Genomic DNA, 19,073 nt, shown 5'->3' with positions numbered 1-19,073 from the left:
TGGCTTCCCTTTAGAAGGCTGCTCGCCCCGGCGCTACACTCTAGTGAGCGTGTATTCCCGGGATGAGCAGTATGACCTTTCATCGCCTCGCTTCCTGCTTGCTGCTGTGCAGTCTTTCCCTCCTTGCCACTCCCCTAAGGGCGAGCGACGTCATCACTCATATCAGCCCCGAGAGCGATCGGGACTTGCGTACCCTCTACTTTCGCGATCTGTTGCAGCTGGCGCTGGAGAAGACCCGCGACAGCTTCGGTGACTACGAGCTGCGGACCGCACCGCCTATGAACCGTATCCGGATGAGACAGATTGTGCAGACTCAGCAATACCCCAATCTGTTTGTGGCCGACAGTCTGCGTCCGGCCGCAGAGAGCGGAGCGCTGGATTACGTCCGCTTTCCGGTGGAGCTGGGCATCCTCGGTTATCGCATCTGCTTTGTCAGTCCGCAGCAGGCCGACGCAGTGGCAAGGGTCAATACCCTGACCGAGCTGCAGCAATTTCTGCACGGGCAGGGGCGTGGCTGGCAGGATGCGGAGATCCTGCGTCATGGGGGATTCAAGGTGCAGGAGGTCGACGGTTACGAGCGGCTGTTCAAGCTGGTGGCCCGTGGCCGCATCGATCTCTTCTGCCGCGGTGCCAACGAGCTCTTTATCGAGCAGGAGCAGCACAGTGATCTGCCCGGCCTCACCGTGGATCGGCGAGTGGCGCTGCACTATCCCTTCCTCCATCTCTTCTACACCCACAAGGATAATCAGGCCGCCATCCGCCGCCTCTCGGTCGGCCTCAAGCTGGCGTGGCGGGATGGCTCGCTGCAACAGCTCTGGCTGTGCCACTTCAAACCTTCCCTCGAGCAGGCGCAGCTCCCCAGACGCCTGTTGTTCGAGTTGGCCAATCCGCGCCTTGATAAGGTGGACTTTGATTATAGGGCCTACCACTACAACCCCGTTGACGGGACGTTCGGGCCCGGGCTGCCTTGAACCTGATGGTGTTGTTAGCGGATAAAGGGCCGTCTCTGCTGATGTGCTAAATCATGCCAAAAAGGCATGTTTTTTATTATTTAAATTCATTTTTTGATGGTTGTTGCGCTGCATATACTGGGGGTCGCTTCACGGTTCAGGTTTGCTCCTGTCCGCTTCTGGCTTGCGCGAGTGAGCCTGAATCGTCCTGCTGCGGCGTCTTGATGTTCTGCATGAAGGCGTCCATCACTGGGCCGGGATCGATCCCGGCAGGTATTACAGCTGACGGAGCCTTGTTATGTTTAATCCCCACTCTTGCGCCCTGATTGTCGAAGGGGGCGCGATGCGCGGCATCTTTGCCAGCGGCGTGCTCGATGCGTTTGTCGAAAGTCACCACTACCCGTTCGATTTCGTCATGGGCGTCTCGGCCGGTGCCACCAATCTGGTCTCTTATCTGAGCGAGCAGCCGCGCCGCAGCCACCACATCATCACCGAGCTGGCTTGCAGCTCCCGGTTTCTCGATCCCCTGCGCTTTGTCAAAGGGGGCGATCTGGTGGACATCGGCTGGCTGTGGCAAGCCAGTCGCCATCGCTTCCCGCTCGATCTCGAGACTTTCTGCGCCCGCGACATTCCCTTCTATGCGGTGGCGACCGATGTGGCGAGCGGCAAGGCCATCTATCTGCCGGTGCGGCCCGACAACATGGATGAGGTGCTGACCGCCACCTGCGCCCTGCCGGTGGTGCAGCATGATACCCCCTGTGTCGATGGTCGCCCCATGGCCGATGGCGGCATCAGCGACTCCATTCCGGTGATCGAGGCCTATCGGCGCGGTGCACGGCGGATGACAGTGGTGCTGTCGGAACCCCGGGGCTATCGCAAGAAGCCGGCCCGTTTCTGCTGGATGGTCAAAGCCTTGCTGAAAACCCAGCCTGCACTGGCGCAAGCTATGCTGGAGCGGGATCGCGCCTACAACCGGGCGCTCGATTTCATCGCCAATCCCCCTGCCGATTGCGACATCGAGGTGATCGCGCCACCGACCGATTTCATGGTCTCCCGTTTTACCCAGGATCCGATCAAGCTGGAGTCCGGCTATCTGCAGGGTTACTGGCAGGGGCGCCAGAGCGTGCTGCGGGCAGTCAGGACTGTACGTGCCGCTTAGCGGCAACCTGGTGTCTTTAAACGTTGCCACCCTCTGAGGCAGGTCACTGAATCGGGGGCGCTGGCGTGGTTAAATGGTCGGCTCACATCTTGCCGGATATTGCTGTGACCATGCCATCTGACCTTCAGCCGCTGCTCGCTTGGCCTGACTATCTGCAGGCCTCCTGGCTGCGCTGCGCCCACCAGACCAGTGCCACCCTCTGGCATCCCCCCCACAGCGCCAAGGGGCAGACCTTGCAGAGCCTGCGCCAGCGCAAACGGGATCTGCTCACCACCGGCGAGATGGCCCTCGAAGATCTCTACGAATTTATGGAGGGGCGCCCCTGCGCCCTGCTGCTCACCGACGAGAGCGGCTGCCTGCTGGCCCGGACCGGCCACCCCGCCACCCTGCGCGAGCTGGCGGCGCTGGGGTTTGGCCCCGGCGCCTTTTTCAGCGAGGGGCGTATCGGCACCAATGCCATCAATCTGGCCGCGTTGGAGGGCGTGCCGCTCTGCGTCAGCGGTGCTCAACACTTCAATCAGACCCTCCACCCGTGGCACAGCTGTGCCAGCCCGGTCTACAACAGCAATGGCCGTCAGGTCGCCATCATCGCGTTGATCTGCAAGGTGGAGGAGGCGAGCGCCGGCGATCTGGCGCTCACCGTCAGCGCCGGGCGCGAGCTGGCCCATCTGCTGCAGATGGAGACCCTGATGCAGGAGTCCCAGCACCACCTGAGCGAGCTTTACGCCCTGCTCGATGGCATGGATGACGGCGTACTGGCTTGGGATCCGCAGGGCCGACTGCGCTACCTCAACGCGTTGGCGGCACACCGGCTGCGGCTCGATCCGGCGCTCTGTCTCGGCCAGCCGCTGGAGCAGCACCTGCTGCTACCCCAGCGGTTGCAGCTGGCCATCAGGGGGCAGACGCCGCTCAGCCATGTGGAGGTGACGCTGGAGCGGCTCGGCGCGCAGGAGGGGGAGTTTATCAATGCGTTGGTGAGCCTCAAGCCGCTGCCGGGGCCGGAGGGGGTCAGCTTTATCGCCCTGCTGCACCCGGTCGATCGGCTGCGGGCCATTCACCAGTTGCGCCAGACGGTGCCCGAGTTGTCGGCGCTGGTGGGGGAGTCGAGCGCCATGCGCAAGCTGCTGCGCTACGCCCGGCAGGCGGCCCAGAGTCAGGGGCCGATCCTGCTGCGCGGCGAGGAGGAGGTGGGCAAGGCCCAGCTGGCGGAGGCGATCCACTTTGGCAGTGAGCGGGCCGCCGGGCCGCTCATTACCCTCAACTGCAAGGCGCTGCCGAGCGAGCGGATGGCGCTGGAGCTGATGGGTTCCGACGAGGCGGGGCAGGAGCGGGCGGGCAAGTTCGAGCTGGCCCACGGCGGCACGCTCGTGCTGGAGCAGGTGGAGTGCCTCTCTGCCCCCATGCAGGCGGCGCTGCTGCAATTGCTCAAGACCGGCCGCATCCAGCGCTTCGATTCGGCCCGTATCCTGCCGCTCAAGGTGCGGATCATCGCCACCAGCAGCGCTCCGCTGGAGCAGCTGGTGCAGGAGGGGCTGTTTGGCCGCCAGCTGCTCTATGCCTTGCAGGCGTGCGAGCTGTGGCTGCCGGGGCTGCGGGAGCGCGCGGCGGATTTGCCGGGCCTGATCAGCCAGCAGCTAGGGGCGCAGGGGCGCGAGCCGGTGCGCCAGTTCAGTCCGGCGGCCCTCGACTGTCTGCTCGCCTATCCATGGCCCGGCAATCTGGGGGAGCTGCGCAGTGCCGTCGAGCATGCGCTGCTTCACGCCGGTCAGGGGCCGATCCCGCCCGAGGCGCTGCCTGCCGCCATTCGGCACGGCTATCAGCGGGTGGCGGATGAGGTGGTGGGGCAACCGCTGCTCACGCTGGCGGAGCTGGAGCGGCAAGCCATCCTGCGCTGCGCTCACGCCTGCAAGGGACAGGTGAGCCAGATGGCCCAGCATCTGGGCATCAGCCGCACCACCCTGTGGCGGCGGCTCAAGCTGCTCGAGATCGATCCCGCCGACTATCACGGCTGACGGCGACCCGTCGCCAACTGGCCCGCAGAAAACGAAACGGCCCCGCAGTTGCGGGGCCGTTTTTATATGGCAAGGTCAGTGGTGGCGCTGCTACAGCCCCAGTTGGTGGGCGGTGACGATGGCCGCCAGCACATCCTCGGCAGTGACCTTGAACGGCATGTTGTGGATGGTCTCGCCCTCGGCGGTAGAGGCTTTGGCCACCTCCATCAGGCGCGCCATATCCAGCTCCTTGACCCCCATCATATGCAGGTTGGTCGGCAGGCCCACAGAGCGGCAGAAGCCCAACACGGTTTCGATCTCCGCCATCGGCGCGTTCTCCAGCACCAGCTGTACCAGGGTACCGAACGCCACTTTTTCACCGTGGTAGAGGTGGTGACACTCGGCGAGCTGGGTCAGACCGTTGTGGATGGCGTGGGCAGCGGCCAGTCCGCTGCTCTCGAAGCCGATACCGCTCAGATAGGTGTTGGCCTCGATGATGTTCTCCACCGCCTTGGTGCAGAGCCCCTGCTCCACCGCCAGCTTGGCCTTGTAGCCATCGGCCAGCAGGGTCTTGTAGCAGAGCTCGGCGATGGCTTGCGCCGCCAGCGTGGAGGCACCACCGGCCATGGTCTGGCAACCTGACACCTTGTTGGCCCGCGCCTCGAAGTAGGTGGAGAGCGCATCACCCATGCCGGAGACCAACAGCCGTACCGGGGCGCGGGAGACCACGCCGGTATCCATGATGACCATGTTGGGGTTGGTCGGGATCATCAGGTATTCGCTGAACTGCCCCTCCGGGGTGTAGATGACCGCCAGCGCGCTGGTGGGGGCATCGGTGGAGGCGATGGTGGGTACTATGACCACCGGCACCTTCTGGTAGAAGGCGACCGACTTGGCGGTATCCAGCGTTTTGCCGCCGCCGATGCCGATGATGACGTCAAACGGGGTCTGCTGGCAGCGGGCCAGCAGGCGGTCGATCTCGGGGCGGGAGCACTCGCCGTTGAAGCAGTCGAACTCCGGCTTGATACCGGCGCCGTGGAAGCTGGTGGCTACGGTATCGCCCACCAGCTTGGTGACGAAGGCGTCGGCCAGAATAAGCGGCTTGCTGCCGAGCGCCTTGACGTAGTTGCCGATATTGGCGAGGGCCCCGTTGCCTTGCACGTATTTGCTGGGGCTGATGATAATGCGGTCCATATTTTATCCCTCTCTCTTTATGAATTAAGAATCGGGGCGAAGGGGCGGCTGTGCCGGGGACTCCTTCGTCTTGAATGAAGCTGCACAGGCTCAGCGAGCGAGTGCAGCCCTTGAAACAGTGGCGTGCGGCGTCAGTCGCCGAAACGCTCGTCGGCCAGCTGCTTGAAGCAGGTCAATGCTGCGGTGGCATCCTCGCCGCGCGCCAGCAGGGTGAGCGCATCGCCCTGACGCACGTTGAGCATGGCGAGCCGGGTCAGGCTGCGGGGATTGGCCTCTTTATCCCCCTTTTGCAGCTTGAGTTCGGCGGCAAAGGGCTTGAGGGCGGCCACCAGTCGGGCGGCGGGGCGCACATGCAGGCCGTGGGGGTTATCCACCACCACCTCGCAGCGCAGCCAGCCGTCGTCGACAACGGGGGCTGTCTCGGTGGCGGCCTGCGCCGCGCTGGCAGGCAGCATCGCCTGTTTCGGGCCCAGCGCGCCGATCGCCTCGGCGGCCACCTCATCCAGCGTCAGGCCGGAACCGGCCGCCACCACGGCGGCCAGAGTACCCTCGACCAGCGGGGCCGGGCAGAGTCGCACCCTCGCGCTCAGCTCCGGGGGCAGCAGTTCGAGGGCGGTTTCGGCGCTGAGCAGGGCGCTGCCCAAGTCCATCAGCACCAGCACGCCGCTGCCGTCGTCCGCTTCTTCAATCGCACTCATCACCGCGATGGCATCGGTGCCGATGGGGTGGTCTGGGTCATCAACCCCGGCCGCCAGCAGCAGGCGGGCCGGGCTGCCGAGCTGGTCGGCCAGCGCTTTCAAGCCGGCCGCCAGCATGGCGCTGTGAGAGACAACTACGATTCCGATCATGTCACAACCTCGCTCTGTCACGCAGGGCGGTCAGCAGCAGCAGGGTCGAGGTGGCCCCGGCATCCTGATGGCCGATGCTGCGCTCGCCAAGATAGCTGGCGCGCCCCTTGCGGGCCTGCATCTGGATGGTCGCCTCGGTACCGGCCGCGGCGGCTGCCACCGCCTTGTCCAGCGCTTCGTTGAGGGGCAGATCTTGCTGCTGCGCCTGTTGCAGGGCGGCCAGTGCCGGCCACCAGGCATCGCACATGGTCTTGTCGCCCGGCTCGGCACGGCCGCGGGAGACGATCCCCTCGACGCCATCGCTCAGCATTTTGCACAGCTGACTGAGGTTCAGGCTCTGGCAGGCATCGCTGCTGGCCGCCGCCCGGATAAAGAAGGTGCCGTAGAGTGGGCCGCTGGCGCCGCCGACCGAGGAGAGCAGGGTCATGCCGGTGGTTTTCAGCACCTGACCGATATCCTTGTCCGCTACCGCGGGCAGCTTCTCGGCCACCTTGGCGAAGCCGCGTTGCATATTGAGGCCGTGGTCGCCGTCGCCGATGTCGGTATCCAGCGCGGTGAGGTAGTCACGCTGCTCGGTGAAGATATGCTCGCAGTCGAGCAGCCAGTTGACGATGTGATGCTTGCTTAACATGGGTTCTCCTTAGCAGCCGCGACGCAGGGCGGGGGTGTGAACGGGGGCATCCCACAGGGTCATCAGTTCATCATCCACCTTGAGCAATGTGATGGAGATGCCGGTCATGTCGAGGGAGGTGCAGTAGGGGCCGATCAGGTTGCGCACCAGATGGATGCCCGCCTCCTCGCACAGGGTGGCGAGGCGACCATAGACGCCATAGAGCTCTGAAATCGGGGTGCCGCCGAGACTGTTGATCAGCGCGATAACCCGATCACCCGCATTCAGCGGCTCGATGAAGGTGTGCTCTTCCTGCCAGCTGCCGCTGGTGCGATCCCAGTGGCGCAGGGTACGGCCGTAGGGAGTGTTGTCCGCCAGCTCGCTGAACATGTCGTCCACCAGGGTATTGAGGTCGGTGAAGGGGCGACGTTCGATGCCCGGCTCGCCGTGGATACCGACGCCGAACTCCAGCTCGTTGTCCGCCAGAGTGAAGGAGGGCTTGCCAGCGGCCGGCACGGTGCAGGCATGCATGGCCACGCCTATGGTGCGGCTCTGGTTGTTGATGCGGCGGGCCAGCGCCTCGCAACGTGCCAGATCGTAGCCCGCTTCGGCGGCGGCACCGACCAGCTTCTCGCACAGCACGGTCGTGGCAACCCCACGGCGGCCGGCGGTATAGAGGCTGTCTTTGACTGCTACGTCGTCATCGATCAGGGCGAAGCCCACCTTGACCCCGTCACCGTGCAGCAGCTCGACTGCGGTCTCGAAGTTGAGCACGTCACCGGTGTAGTTCTTCACCAGAAACAGCACGCCCGCGCCGCCATCAACGGCCTGACCGCACTCGTACATCTGATCCGGGGTCGGGGAGGTAAAAATCTCGCCGGGGCAGGCGCCATCCAGCATCCCTTTGCCCACCAGACCGCCGTGCATCGGCTCGTGGCCGCTGCCACCGCCGGAGACCAGCGCCACCTTGCCCATCACGGGGGCGTCGGCGCGAGTGATGTAGTGGGGTTCGATACGTACCTTGAGCTCGGGGTGGGCGGCTGCCATCCCCATCAGTTGTTCACGGACCACGGCATCGACGGCATTGATCAGTTTCTTCATGGCTCACTCCTTGGCTTGCCACCGCACGGGTGGGCAAATGGTTGATGGAGCCAGTCTAACGACAGAAAAAGGGATAAAAATGACGGGTGATTTGGTTCGGATTTGAAACAGCAGAAGGGGGCTCGGTGTTTCAATCTGAAACGGCGCAGGGCTGGCGGGCGGGAAACTGTTAGCTGACTCACAGCCATGAAAAAGGGCCCCGCAGGGCCCTTCGCTACAACCGGAATATGCGGGCGGGTTAGATGGCCCAGCCACCGGCATAGAAGACCACCAGCGCCAGGGCGATGATGACGGTGCCGACGTTCAGCTTCTTCCACTCGGCAGCGAAGATGCGGCCAACGACCAGCGCCACGAAGCCCAGCATGATGCCGGTCACGATGTTGCAGGTGAGCACGATAAAGACGGCACACAGCATGCCGGAGAGCGCATCGACCGAGTCGCTGAAGTCCAGCTTGGTGACGTTGCCCAGCATCAGCAGACCGACATACATCAGCGCCGGTGCGGTGGCGTAAGCCGGTACCAGATAGCTCAGCGGGGAGAGGAAGATCATCAGCAGGAACAGCACGCCGACCAGTGCAGCGGTCAGACCGGTCTTGCCACCGGCCGCGGTGCCTGCGGCGGATTCGATGTAGACGGCCGCCGGAGCACCGCCAACGACGCCTGCCACCATGCTGCTGACGGAGTCGGCAGTCAGGGCCTTGCCGCCGCTGATGATGTGGCCACGTTCGTTGATAAGGCCTGCCTGACCGGCCACGGCACGGATGGTACCGGTTGCGTCAAACACGGCTGTCATCACCAGCGCCAGTACGGTCGGAATGACTACCGGATTGAGGGCGCCCAGCAGATCCATGCTGCCTACCAGCGAGCCTTTCTCGCCAGTCAGGCTCGGCATGGCGAAGAAGCCCTGCCAGGTCACTTTCGGGTCGAAGATAAGGCCGAGGATGGAGATGGCGATGATCACCATCAGGATGCCGCCCGGCACCTTGCGACGCTCCAGACCGAAGATGGCAGCCAGACCCAGCACCGTCATGATCACCGGGAAGGCGGTCACTTCACCGAGCTGTACCGGCAGACCGGCCCCTTCGTTCTTGATCACCATGCCAACGCCGTTGGTGGCGATCAGCAGCAGGAACAGACCGATACCGATGCCGGTACCGTGGGCGATGCCGGAGGGGAGGTTGTCCAGGATCCACTGGCGCACGCCGGTGACGCTGATCAGGGTAAACAGCACACCCATCAGGAAGATGGCGCCCAGCGCGACCGGAATGCTCAGTCCCTGACCCAGCACCAGACTGAAGGCGGTAAAGGCGGTGAGAGAGATGGCGCAACCGATAGCCATCGGCAGCTTGGCCCACAGGCCCATCAGCAGGGAGCCGAAGGCGGCGATCAAACAGGTGGCCACAAACACCGGGCCCTGCTCAAAGCCGGCTGCGCCCAGCATGTTCGGCACCACTATGATGCTGTAGACCATCGCCAGGAAGGTGGTCAGCCCCGCGACCAGCTCCTGACGCACGCTGCTGCCGCGCGCAGAAATGGAAAAATAAGAGTCCAGAAAGCCGCCTGTCCCTGTTTGGGCGGCCATATCTTGCTTTGCCATAACTAATCCTGAAAGTGTGAAGGAAATCGTTTGCGTTGGTGGCGCGCAAAATAGCAAGAATTCGCGGCAAATACAGCGGATAACCTGACTTTTTCGTCACTATTTTACATTTTGAGTCCATTCGGAGCTCATTCTAAGACTCAAGCGGTGAGAGCGTGTAAGGGAGGGATCAAGCGGTCGGGGGAGGGGAGATCTGTGAGGAAAAAGCGGGGAAAAACAAAAAACCCGCCTAAGCGGGTTTTTTTAAATTCTTGCAGAGCTGTCAGCAGTTGGCATGAGCCATCAGCAGCATGCTCCGGCTTGAATTACAGACCAACTACGTTGGCAGCAGCCGGGCCTTTCTGGCCTTGCTCGATGGTGAACTCAACGCGCTGACCTTCGTCCAGGGTTTTGAAGCTGGTGGACTGGATAGCGGAGAAGTGTACGAACACGTCTTTGCTGCCGTCAGCCGGGGAGATGAAACCAAAACCTTTCTCAGCGTTGAAGAACTTAACGGTACCAGTCATTTTGTTAGACATAATAATTTCCTTAAATAGTGTTGAATGCCACCTAAATGGCAATTTTTGATTTTTCGTCAGCAATACGTATGGGGAGCACTAAAGAAGGAGAATTAATTGATAAGAATTATCCGAGGATAATTCTTATGCTAATCACTGCTTTACTAAAATGACTGCCTAACATAATCAGGTCTGAACTGCCGAACCATCGAGAAAGATTAAAACACGCTCTCATTTTTAAAGCAAACTTTATCTCGATATTAATGTTTTGTAACAGCCAAAAATATCATTTTTTATAGTAAACATGATGCATTTCAACGGCATAGAAAAATCAGTGCAGACTCATATCACCCTGTGGCAAGTCAGATTCGGCTTTTTTGTCCTGACTATGTAGCCAGTTCTGACAAAAAATATGAGAAAAAATGAAAAAGGTGGCGATAGACCGGGGATTGTCAGTTGGCGTTCTCTCTAAGTCACAATGTAAATCACTTCTTTGCTGCTGCGATTAGCTTCTGGGCTGCAAATCAATGGCAGCGCCAAATCTGGCTCATCGAGCATCGCCCAGACATGCAAACGCCCGCAGGCACAAGTGCCAGCGGGCGTTTTGCAAGAAGGGATCAGCGCTTACTGCGAAACTTGTTGCTGACCGAATCAATCCAGCTGAAGGTTTCCGGCAGTACCTGGTTCTTGGCGCGCTCTTTGGCTTTCTCGCGAGCCAGCTTGGAGGCAGCCTTGGCTGCTTCGGCGCGGTCCGCCACAATTTTCAGGCGACCCTCTTCGCGGATCTTGTTCCGCTCTCCGTTGGTCAGCTGGTGGTCTGCATTGGCTTGTGCCTTTTGCAATAACAAGGCTATCTCGGCTTTTTCGGCCTCGGTCAGATCTTTCATTTCCAGCTTTTTCACGGCGCGCTCCTGCGGCAGGGTGGTTAGACACCCTAACACAGTTGTGCCGATCACTTCTTATGCAATCGGCTTTCCGGCAGTAAAAATGCGGGTTTGTGCCAATTTTCCGTTATTTCGCTGCCACTTTCCCGCCTGTTTGCCACATTTCAATTTATGGCGAGCGGTGAGGACAGCTCTTGCTCCTCCGGCTCGACGTGGATCAGCACGATGGCGTGGGGCAACTGCGCCATGATGGCGTGTTCGATGCGATCACAGATATCGTGGGCTTCGCCGATGCTCATCTCCGGGGGCAGGGTGAGATGGAAGTCGATATGGCGACGACGACCGGCACGACGGCTGCGCAGATCGTGAAAACCGCTGGCGGCAGGGCAGCATTCGGTGATGATGCGGCTGGTCATCGCCAGCTCTTCCGGGCTCATGCTCTGGTCGATCAGCGGCTGGAAGGCCTCGTTGAGCATGCTGATCGCCTCTCTGACAATAAAGATGGCGACCGCAATGGCGACCAGCGGATCGAGGATGGCGAGTGAATGGTCGAACAGACCGGCCAGCCAGATCCCGCCAAGACCGACGGCGACACCGGCTGAAGTGAGCACATCCGCCTTGAGATGAAGCGCATCGGCAGCCAGCGCGACCGACTCCTCCTCTCGGGCCACCTTGTAGAGGTAGGCAGAGACGCCGCTGTTGACCAGCGCCGAGATCACCATCACCAGCACGCCCCAGCCAATGCTTTCAATCGGGCTGGGGGTGATCAGCTTGTCGACGGCTTCGAAGATGATCCAGCCCGCGGCCAGCAAGATAAGCAGTGCTTCGATGACGCCGGAGACATTTTCAATCTTGTCGTGACCATAGGGGTGGCGTTCATCGGGCGGGAGATCGGACTTTTTCACCGCGAACAGGGCGATCAGGGCCGCCACCAGATCCATGGCGGAGTGGATCGCCTCCGAGATGATACTGACCGAGCCGCTGGCGAACCCGGCCACCATTTTCATGATGATCAGACTGATATTGGAGCAGACCGACACCATGGCGGCTCTGGTTTTTCTGTTCATGTACAGCTTCCTGAATAAAAACGGATATTTCGGTGCGGCGCGCATTATATCCGGCTGACCGGAAATAACCTATTCGGTGTTGTAACCTGATGTTTCCGATGGTATTGCGAATGCTTATTAAAATGGTGACCTCTTGCGTGGCAATAAATAATGAGAGGGATTTATATTTATCCGTGAAAATATCCAGGTAACGATAGCTTAATATAAGCGTGACAACATTTAATAATGCGAATTACTCTTTTTTGGTCTTTCCTGTCGAGGTCGTTTGGCCTCCCCGCTCAAGGGGCTGCGCGCGACATTTTTTGGACGAGAATGAGGCTGGATCCGGATGCCACTGGAGGGTATGCTGGGTCTGGTGATGGTCTTGCACCATCCCACCAAGCGTACTGAAGTTGATGATTCGGATGGCATGCTGGCTCCCATGAGGAACCAACTGTCTGGGTAACATTTTTGGAGTTTGATGATGAGTAACAAAGAACATCACAACGGCAAAGATGCCAAGAAAAAACCGCAGATGTCACTGAAAGAGAAACGCGAAGCCAAACGTCAGAAAGCAGAACTGAAAAACGGCAGCGCAATGAAGTAACGCACCCCTACTGCTGTTCCTTCGGAGCCAGTACAAAGCCAGCCCTTACCGGCTGGCTTTTATGTTTGTGGCTCACGGCGTGGCGCCGTAAGCCGCGAAAATCTGGTGATAACGACCATCCTGATGCATCGCCTCAAGGCGCTTATCAAACAGATTGCGGGCATCGGCCGTTCGGAAGGCAAAGTGATAGACGGTGGGCGGGAAGAGGTCTGCTTGCCTGACCTGATTGCGCTCGTAGTGCTCGCCTGCCTGGGCGGTGGCAATCAGCTGGTCGAGGTAGTAGTAGAACACCCGCTCCTCCAGTATGACTGCATCCACCCTGCCGCGCATTAGCTGATGTACCTGCACCTGCTGCTTGGCTACCTCCTCATAGTGGGGATTCTGGTTGGCCATGGTGGCGAACGCGCCCCCCAGAATGATCCTTGCCCGTTGAAAGGCGGTGACCCGTTTTGAATGCAGGTCGTCCAGAGTACTGATGTGGGTGCTGCGCAGGGTGAAGATCCGGTTATGGAAGGTGATAACGGGCTGGGTCAGAACGTGAGGATCAACCATACCGGGTCTGACGTTGATGATGGCATCCAGCTTTCCTGACTCGAACAGGCGGAAGGTGCGCTCCAGCGGCAGAAATTCAAAGCTGGGCTCATAGCCGCTGCCAGCGAACGCCTCTTTCAGCAGATCCAGCTCGATGCCACGCTGATTACTTTCGATGACATAAGGGGGGATGGCAAAGCTGACCCCGACCTTGAGTGGCGTTGCCTGCAACTGGCCGGAGAGCATGCTGGTCAGCATCAGCAATAAAGGGGTGAGCAGTTTCATTGCACTTTTCACAAAGCGTTCCTGTGGAGAATATCCATCACTGTAGGGGAGGCAACCAAAAAGCGTTATATCCCTTTCGGGCTGAGAGGTTCAGCCTGAGTGCATAAAAAAAGACCCTGAGTTATCAGGGCCTTTTCAATATTCTGTTCTTAGAACGGGATATCGTCGTCGAAATCCATCGGTGGCTCGTTATATACCGGCGGCGCAGATTGCGGCTGCTGGGCAGGACGGCCATAACCGCCTTGCGGCTGCATGTTCTGCTGCGGAGCCGGCGCCGGGCGCTGCTGATTCATCGGCTGCTGCATGGCTTGCTGCGGTTGACCCCAGCCACCTTGTTGGCCACCCATGTTCTGGCCCATGCCCTGACCACCTTGCGGACGGCCACCCAGCATCTGCATGACGCCGGTGAAGCTGTCGACCAGCACTTCAGTGGTGTAGCGCTCCTGGCCACTCTGATCCTGCCACTTGCGGGTCTGTAGTTTGCCTTCCACATAGACCTGGGAGCCTTTCTTCAGGTACTCGCCAGCCACTTCGGCCAGCTTGCCCATGAAGACGACACGGTGCCACTCGGTGCGCTCTTTCTGCTCACCGGTCTGCTTGTCGCGCCAGGTTTCAGAGGTGGCCAGAGTAATGTTGGTCACAGCACCGCCACTCGGCATGTAGCGTACTTCCGGGTCTTGCCCGAGGTTACCGATCAGAATGACTTTATTGATGCCTCGACTGGCCATAATCTCTCTTCCACCTTATTTACCGGCCAGGTCGAAACCTGGTCCAACACGACTAGATACCTGATTAGTTGCTGTGTACGGGGCGCAATGTCCCGCAGACGCATGTGACGGTCATAGTAACAGTTGCGAAGCGGATTGGCAGCATCCTTAACCGGCTTGATGTGCCAAAGGCAACGGTTGGCTCCTGCTGTGGTGATGGTCGGGTTGCATCTTTTTTCGGCGCATCCTGCATCACATTTCTGCCATATATTCCTGTTATGCTGGCAGATTGGCGAATTGGGAACAGTTTTTAAATCGACTAAAAACATATGGTTACGATATTTATGAGATCCATTCTCATACTTTTTTAATATTGTGCTCCCATACCTCCTTGGTAGACTCAGTCGGCCAGATTAGGTGGTTTACAGGTTCAAGGAAGAGCACACAATGAAAGCCGCATGCCCGATCGCACTGGTCACTGAAAATAATGTGCAGGCCAGCACATTTGCTGCATATCTCATCTCTCATTTGAGCCGTCCCGTCCAGCTAATCCACGAGATTAATCAGCTAGATAACCAGTGTGACGGCACGCTGTTTCTCATCGATCTCGACTATATCCGCTCCGGCCAGTCACTGGGCTGGAACCGGGCGATCTCTGAACGCTTTGGCATGGCGGCCACAGTGCTGCTCAATGCTCCCACTGCGACGGATCGCGACCTGCTGCTGATGTGGCCGCAGATCTGCGGTCTGTTTTTCCGTCAGGATCCGCTCGACCGACTGGTTGCCGGGTTGCAGAAAATCCTGTTGGGCGAGTACTGGATGCCGCGCCACCTGCTGTGCGAGCTGGTCGAATACTATCGCCAGGGCAATAGCTACCTGCTGCGTAACGACACCCTGCTGACAGCCAGAGAGCAGGAGATCATCCGTTATCTGATGACGGGCGCCTCCAATGTCGAGATCGCCGACAGCCTGTTTGTCAGCGAGCACACCGTCAAATCCCACCTCTATAACGTTTTTAAAAAGCTGAACGTGAAGAACCGGATCCAGGCGGTGAGCTGGGCCAAAGAGTATCTCGATGCTCCGGACTCCCACTGATGAAAGCGTTCTCTCTGGCGTGTTGCCTTGTGCTGCTCTGGGGCTTCACGACCGTTGTGGCGGCCGAGGCCGATGCTCCGCTGGAGTCGGTACAGCCGGAGCAGGAGAGTGATCGGCTGGATGTGGATGGTTTGGTGCTGGACCGCACTTTTACCCGCTTCGGTCAGGGCTTTTATAACGAATTTACCCGGTTGCGCAGTGATGAAGACCCGAATGCCAGAGAAAATCTGACGATTCATGAGCGCCCGACTGCTCGCTGGGGCAGCCTGATCTGGATCACCCATAACCGGAAGGTGATTTTTAAAACCGCGCTCTCTCCCGGCCGCAATCAGCAGGAGCAGAGCGCCAAACTGGCTTGGTCACAGGTCAGGCAGACCCTCGAACAGCAGAAGATCGCGACCCTGTTCATGGATACCTTCGATTTGGAACATGATGAACTATAAGGATATTTCTCATGCGTGCCCGGTTATTGCTAGTTGCAGCACTGATAGCGCCAGCGCTCCATGCGTCGGAGCTTGTCTATCGCCCCGTCAACCCCAGCTTTGGGGGTAACCCTCTCAACAGCAGTCATCTGCTTGGCACCGCCAATGCGCAGAATGATTACAAGGATCCCGCCAGTGGCAGCGGTAGCAGCGGTACCTCGGCGCTGGATCGCCTGACCTCCAACCTGCAATCCCGCTTGATCAGCCAGCTGCTGGCCGATATCGGCAAGGATGGCAGCCAGAGTGGCAGTCTGGTGACCGATGATTTTGCCATCAATGTGGTGGATGAAGATGGCACTCTGGTGGTTTCGATCACCGACCGGGTGACCAACCAGACCACCATGATCGAAGTGAATGGCCTGATTGCCGACTGAGGGCGCGATGAAACGACAACTGTTATTGATAGTGCCCCTGCTTGCGCTGGCTGGCTGTGCGACCCATATCGGCTCGCCCGTTGCCGATGAGAAGGCAACCCTGATGCCGCGATCCGTCTCTTACAAGGAGCTGATCAGTCTGCCCAAGCCAAAAGGGAAAATTGTCGCGGCCGTCTACGATTTTCGCGATCAGACCGGTCAGTATCTGCCAGCACCGGCATCCAACTTCTCCACGGCGGTCACCCAGGGCGGGGTCGCCATGCTGAGCACGGCTTTGTGGGATTCCCAATGGTTTGTGCCGCTGGAGCGGGAGGGGCTGCAGAACCTGCTGACCGAACGCAAGATTGTGCGGGCGGCCCAGAACAAGCCCAACGTTCCCGGCAACAATGCCAATCAACTGCCCTCGCTGGTAGCCGCCAACATCCTGATCGAGGGGGGGATCGTCGCCTATGACAGCAATGTGCGCACCGGCGGGGCGGGGGCCAAGTATTTTGGCATCGGTGCCAGCGGGGAGTACCGGGTCGATCAGGTGACGGTCAATCTGCGAGCCGTCGATATCCGTTCAGGCCGGATCCTGAACAGTGTCACCACCTCCAAGACAGTGCTGTCGCAACAGGTGCAGGCAGGGGTATTCCGCTTCGTCGAGTACAAGCGCCTGCTGGAGGCCGAGGCCGGTTTCAGCACCAATGAGCCGGTACAGATGTGTGTCATGTCGGCTATCGAGTCCGGGGTGATCCGGCTGATTGCCAATGGCGTGCGGGACAATCTGTGGCAACTGGCCGACCAGCGGGATATCGACAATCCGATCCTGCAGGAGTACCTGCAAGACAACGCCCCGCTGCTTTGAGTTTTCCCGCTCTCGCAATGCCCTCCCTGGTGGAGGGCATTTTTTTGGCCTCTATCGAATACGACTTAAGACTTTCTGCTCAACGACAGGGCGGTGTTTTTCATCCTCGAATCAGCGGAGTGCCTGATAGGCCGCCTCTTGTCTGACAGGGATACTGTGGGCGTTTTCCAACAAGGCGATGGCGCGATGAAACATCTGTTGAGTGCTCTCTTTTTTCTGCTGATATCGGGCGCCCCGCAACTCGCCGCAGAGCCTGCCGTCTTTGATGAGCTGGCGATGGCAAGCGAGCTGGATTCCGGTTTGCAGAACGACGGGAATCAGGCGCTGTTGTGGCAACTCGGTAGCGAGCAGCAACTGCACCTCACCCAGCAAGGGGAGCTGAATCAGGCGCGCCTGCTGCAACAGGGTTGGGCCAATGAGTTGGCGCTCTCCCAGGTAGGAGATGAGAACTGGGTCAATGGTGCGCAACTGGGTGAGGGCAATAGCGCCGAACTCTATCAGGCGGGCATCAATAACCGGATTTGGCTGCTGCAACAAGGCAGCGGCAATGAAGCCTGGATCAGTCAGCAAGGGGCAGACAATCAGGCCCGGGCGATCCAACTGGGTGATGGCAATCAGGCCAGCATCGAGCAGAACGGAATCGGATTAACGGCCACCGTCATCCAGATGGGGGCCAATCAGCAAGTAAATGTCGTTCAAACCAACTGAGCCTAGGCTCAACCATTAGCACGAGAGGGAAATCATGTTTAAACGTACCATCATTGCCTCGGCAGTTCTTCTGGCGACCAGCACCGCTTGGGCGGCATCTACTGGCAACCAGGCTACGGTGAACCAGGCCCAGAGCGGCAATATCGCCACCATTAACCAGGTGGTGGGAAGCGTCGATAACAAGGCTAACATCGATCAAGCTGGTAACAACAACACAGCTGTTACCACTCAAAAGAATACCGGCCAGTCAGATGCCGATACTCGGCAGGTAGGTGACAGTAACGAGGGTTACATCTTGCAACAAGGTGACACTAACCTCTCCAAAGCCTCCATCGATACAAAGGGGAACGACAACTTTGCTGATGTGATTCAGCAATTTGAGAATGGCGGTGCGGTTGCCGGGGTTGTGCAGGATGGGGATCGCAACGACGCCAAGATCAAGCAAGATAATGGTGACTTAGCTGACTCCAGGATCACTCAAATCTCGGATGGTAATCGGGCTGTCATTAATAACCAGATATCCGATTTCGCTCGGGCGAGTGTACAGCAGCTAGAAGGGGGGGCTCACCAGGCTGACGTGACCCAGACAGCGGCTGATGGAGCCAACGCCGAAGTGGTACAACGTGGAGAGAGCAATATCACCAAGGTGCTGCAGGCAACCGGTAACTATGACTATGCACCGGCGGAAGGAACATCTGCAGTGGTGACTCAGAGTGGTTCTTTGAACAATGCAGACGTCACTCAATACGATAGTGCCAACGTAGCGACTGTTGAGCAAAGTGGAACCCGCGGTGAAGTGGTGACTCTGCAGCAAGGGTCTGATGCCGGGAATGGCAACGGCCTGTTGGCCAAACAGTCTGGAACCGGGGAGTTTGCTGACCTGACACAGGATGGTAATCGCAACCGGATTGAGACCGACCAGCAAGGTACTGGCAATGATGCCTTGGTCAACCAGACAGGTGATGACAACAAGGCCGTGGTCAACCAGTTAGCCAGCAGTACCGATGGTGCGGTCACCATTGATCAGGTAGGTAATGACAACTATGCCAATGCAGTGCAACAAGCAGGCAGCGGCAATACCATCGATATCGACCAGAACGGAACTGGCAACCAGGTTGCCTCTGCTCGTGATGGTGAAGGCAAAGGCGCCTGGACCTGGGGCTCGGACAACGAGCTGGTCGTTGCTCAGAAAGGCACTGACAACTGGGCCTATGCCGATGCGTCTCACTCTGAGTCTGTGGTCAAAGTGACCCAGGATGGTGAGTTGAACAATGCCAAGGTTGAGTCCTACTTGGGTAGCGAGAACAAGCTCACCGTGACCCAGAACGGCGCTGAGCACGAGGCCAATGTCTACGTCAATGCTGGGGTTGGTGGGGGGCGCAACACCGTTGATGTGGTGCAAAACGAAAGCTTTAATACTGCCAATGTGACCGTATTGGGCAGCGATAACCATGCCTATGTCTATCAAGGGGCTGGTAGCAACTGATGGTCATCTCCGGATTCAGGGGCCTGCGGGCCCCTCTTTTATTGGTGCTGCTCTGTGGGTTGATGCTGGTTCAT

At 59.1% G+C, this 19,073-nt stretch carries 20 protein-coding genes; 10 read left to right on the top strand and 10 right to left on the bottom strand.

The features are described 5' to 3' along the window. Positions 1 to 71: 71 nt before the first annotated feature. From G5137_RS12570 to dhaR, 3 genes are all read left to right on the top strand, one after another. Complete coding sequence (locus G5137_RS12570; RefSeq protein WP_227341848.1) at positions 72 to 971, top strand: hypothetical protein; 900 nt, start codon at positions 72 to 74, stop codon at positions 969 to 971. 277 nt (positions 972 to 1,248) lie between these two features. Further along, positions 1,249 to 2,109: a patatin-like phospholipase family protein gene (locus G5137_RS12565; protein WP_216952179.1), complete on the top strand. Its 861-nt coding sequence runs from the start codon at positions 1,249 to 1,251 to the stop codon at positions 2,107 to 2,109. Positions 2,110 to 2,219: 110 nt separating this feature from the next. Beyond that, positions 2,220 to 4,121, top strand: a complete 1,902-nt coding sequence (dhaR, locus tag G5137_RS12560; protein ID WP_421255482.1) for a dihydroxyacetone kinase operon transcriptional regulator DhaR — start codon at positions 2,220 to 2,222, stop codon at positions 4,119 to 4,121. A gap of 90 nt (positions 4,122 to 4,211) precedes the next feature. On the opposite strand, the gene G5137_RS12555 is transcribed toward dhaR, so the two are convergent. The 8 genes from G5137_RS12555 to G5137_RS12520 all read right to left on the bottom strand — a co-directional run bounded on the left by G5137_RS12555 (position 4,212) and on the right by G5137_RS12520 (position 11,898). Next, positions 4,212 to 5,294: a glycerol dehydrogenase gene (locus G5137_RS12555; RefSeq protein ID WP_042032199.1), complete on the bottom strand. Its 1,083-nt coding sequence runs from the start codon at positions 5,292 to 5,294 to the stop codon at positions 4,212 to 4,214. 131 nt (positions 5,295 to 5,425) lie between these two features. Continuing rightward, positions 5,426 to 6,142, bottom strand: coding sequence for a dihydroxyacetone kinase phosphoryl donor subunit DhaM (gene dhaM, locus G5137_RS12550; protein WP_421255481.1), 717 nt, complete (start codon positions 6,140 to 6,142; stop codon positions 5,426 to 5,428). A gap of 1 nt (position 6,143) precedes the next feature. Next, positions 6,144 to 6,773, bottom strand: coding sequence for a dihydroxyacetone kinase subunit DhaL (dhaL, locus tag G5137_RS12545; protein WP_421255480.1), 630 nt, complete (start codon positions 6,771 to 6,773; stop codon positions 6,144 to 6,146). A 9-nt stretch (positions 6,774 to 6,782) separates the two neighbouring features. Then, positions 6,783 to 7,853, bottom strand: a complete 1,071-nt coding sequence (dhaK, locus tag G5137_RS12540) for a dihydroxyacetone kinase subunit DhaK (RefSeq protein WP_421255479.1) — start codon at positions 7,851 to 7,853, stop codon at positions 6,783 to 6,785. Between the two features lie 238 nt (positions 7,854 to 8,091). Next, positions 8,092 to 9,450 (bottom strand): NCS2 family permease, encoded by a 1,359-nt coding sequence (locus G5137_RS12535; RefSeq protein ID WP_421255478.1) that lies wholly within the window; start codon positions 9,448 to 9,450, stop codon positions 8,092 to 8,094. 305 nt (positions 9,451 to 9,755) lie between these two features. After that, positions 9,756 to 9,968 carry a transcription antiterminator/RNA stability regulator CspE gene (gene cspE / locus G5137_RS12530; protein WP_005316548.1) on the bottom strand — a complete coding sequence of 71 codons (213 nt, stop codon included), beginning with the start codon at positions 9,966 to 9,968 and terminating at the stop codon, positions 9,756 to 9,758. 596 nt (positions 9,969 to 10,564) lie between these two features. Then, complete coding sequence (gene yjbD / locus G5137_RS12525) at positions 10,565 to 10,849, bottom strand: DUF3811 domain-containing protein (protein ID WP_005340165.1); 285 nt, start codon at positions 10,847 to 10,849, stop codon at positions 10,565 to 10,567. Positions 10,850 to 10,995: 146 nt separating this feature from the next. Next, the gene (locus G5137_RS12520) at positions 10,996 to 11,898 is read right to left on the bottom strand and encodes a cation diffusion facilitator family transporter (protein WP_268011852.1); all 903 of its coding nucleotides are present in this window, start codon (positions 11,896 to 11,898) and stop codon (positions 10,996 to 10,998) included. A gap of 463 nt (positions 11,899 to 12,361) precedes the next feature. Here G5137_RS12520 and G5137_RS12515 point away from each other — a divergent pair, with 463 nt between their 5' ends. Next, on the top strand, positions 12,362 to 12,484 hold the full coding sequence (locus G5137_RS12515; protein ID WP_005306071.1) for a hypothetical protein: 123 nt from the start codon (positions 12,362 to 12,364) through the stop codon (positions 12,482 to 12,484). Positions 12,485 to 12,556: 72 nt separating this feature from the next. Here G5137_RS12515 and G5137_RS12510 read toward each other — a convergent pair whose 3' ends face one another. Next, a complete protein-coding gene (locus tag G5137_RS12510) occupies positions 12,557 to 13,300 on the bottom strand; it encodes a substrate-binding periplasmic protein (RefSeq protein ID WP_421255510.1) in 744 nt (247 codons plus the stop codon). 149 nt (positions 13,301 to 13,449) lie between these two features. Then, positions 13,450 to 14,028: a single-stranded DNA-binding protein gene (locus G5137_RS12505; RefSeq protein ID WP_204480312.1), complete on the bottom strand. Its 579-nt coding sequence runs from the start codon at positions 14,026 to 14,028 to the stop codon at positions 13,450 to 13,452. Positions 14,029 to 14,454: 426 nt separating this feature from the next. On the opposite strand from G5137_RS12505, the gene G5137_RS12500 reads away from it, so the two are divergent. From G5137_RS12500 to G5137_RS12475, 6 genes are all read left to right on the top strand, one after another. Then, positions 14,455 to 15,102, top strand: coding sequence for a LuxR C-terminal-related transcriptional regulator (locus tag G5137_RS12500; protein ID WP_158113813.1), 648 nt, complete (start codon positions 14,455 to 14,457; stop codon positions 15,100 to 15,102). Continuing rightward, positions 15,102 to 15,545 (top strand): curli production assembly/transport protein CsgE, encoded by a 444-nt coding sequence (locus tag G5137_RS12495; protein WP_201952785.1) that lies wholly within the window; start codon positions 15,102 to 15,104, stop codon positions 15,543 to 15,545. The genes G5137_RS12500 and G5137_RS12495 overlap by 1 nt, the downstream gene beginning before the upstream one ends. 11 nt (positions 15,546 to 15,556) lie before the next feature. Continuing rightward, positions 15,557 to 15,958, top strand: coding sequence for a curli assembly protein CsgF (locus G5137_RS12490; protein WP_270905357.1), 402 nt, complete (start codon positions 15,557 to 15,559; stop codon positions 15,956 to 15,958). A gap of 7 nt (positions 15,959 to 15,965) precedes the next feature. Further along, on the top strand, positions 15,966 to 16,805 hold the full coding sequence (locus G5137_RS12485) for a CsgG/HfaB family protein (protein WP_005355003.1): 840 nt from the start codon (positions 15,966 to 15,968) through the stop codon (positions 16,803 to 16,805). Positions 16,806 to 16,991: 186 nt separating this feature from the next. Then, complete coding sequence (locus G5137_RS12480; RefSeq protein ID WP_201952781.1) at positions 16,992 to 17,513, top strand: curlin; 522 nt, start codon at positions 16,992 to 16,994, stop codon at positions 17,511 to 17,513. A 34-nt stretch (positions 17,514 to 17,547) separates the two neighbouring features. Further along, complete coding sequence (locus G5137_RS12475; RefSeq protein ID WP_216952160.1) at positions 17,548 to 18,999, top strand: curlin; 1,452 nt, start codon at positions 17,548 to 17,550, stop codon at positions 18,997 to 18,999. Positions 19,000 to 19,073: the final 74 nt, after the last annotated feature.

Source organism: Aeromonas sp. 600282, from assembly GCF_049175755.1.
Classification (GTDB): domain Bacteria; phylum Pseudomonadota; class Gammaproteobacteria; order Enterobacterales; family Aeromonadaceae; genus Aeromonas; species Aeromonas veronii_A.
The sequence above is the reverse complement of the archived record's forward strand: the minus strand, read 5'-3'. Positions and strand labels throughout refer to the sequence as shown.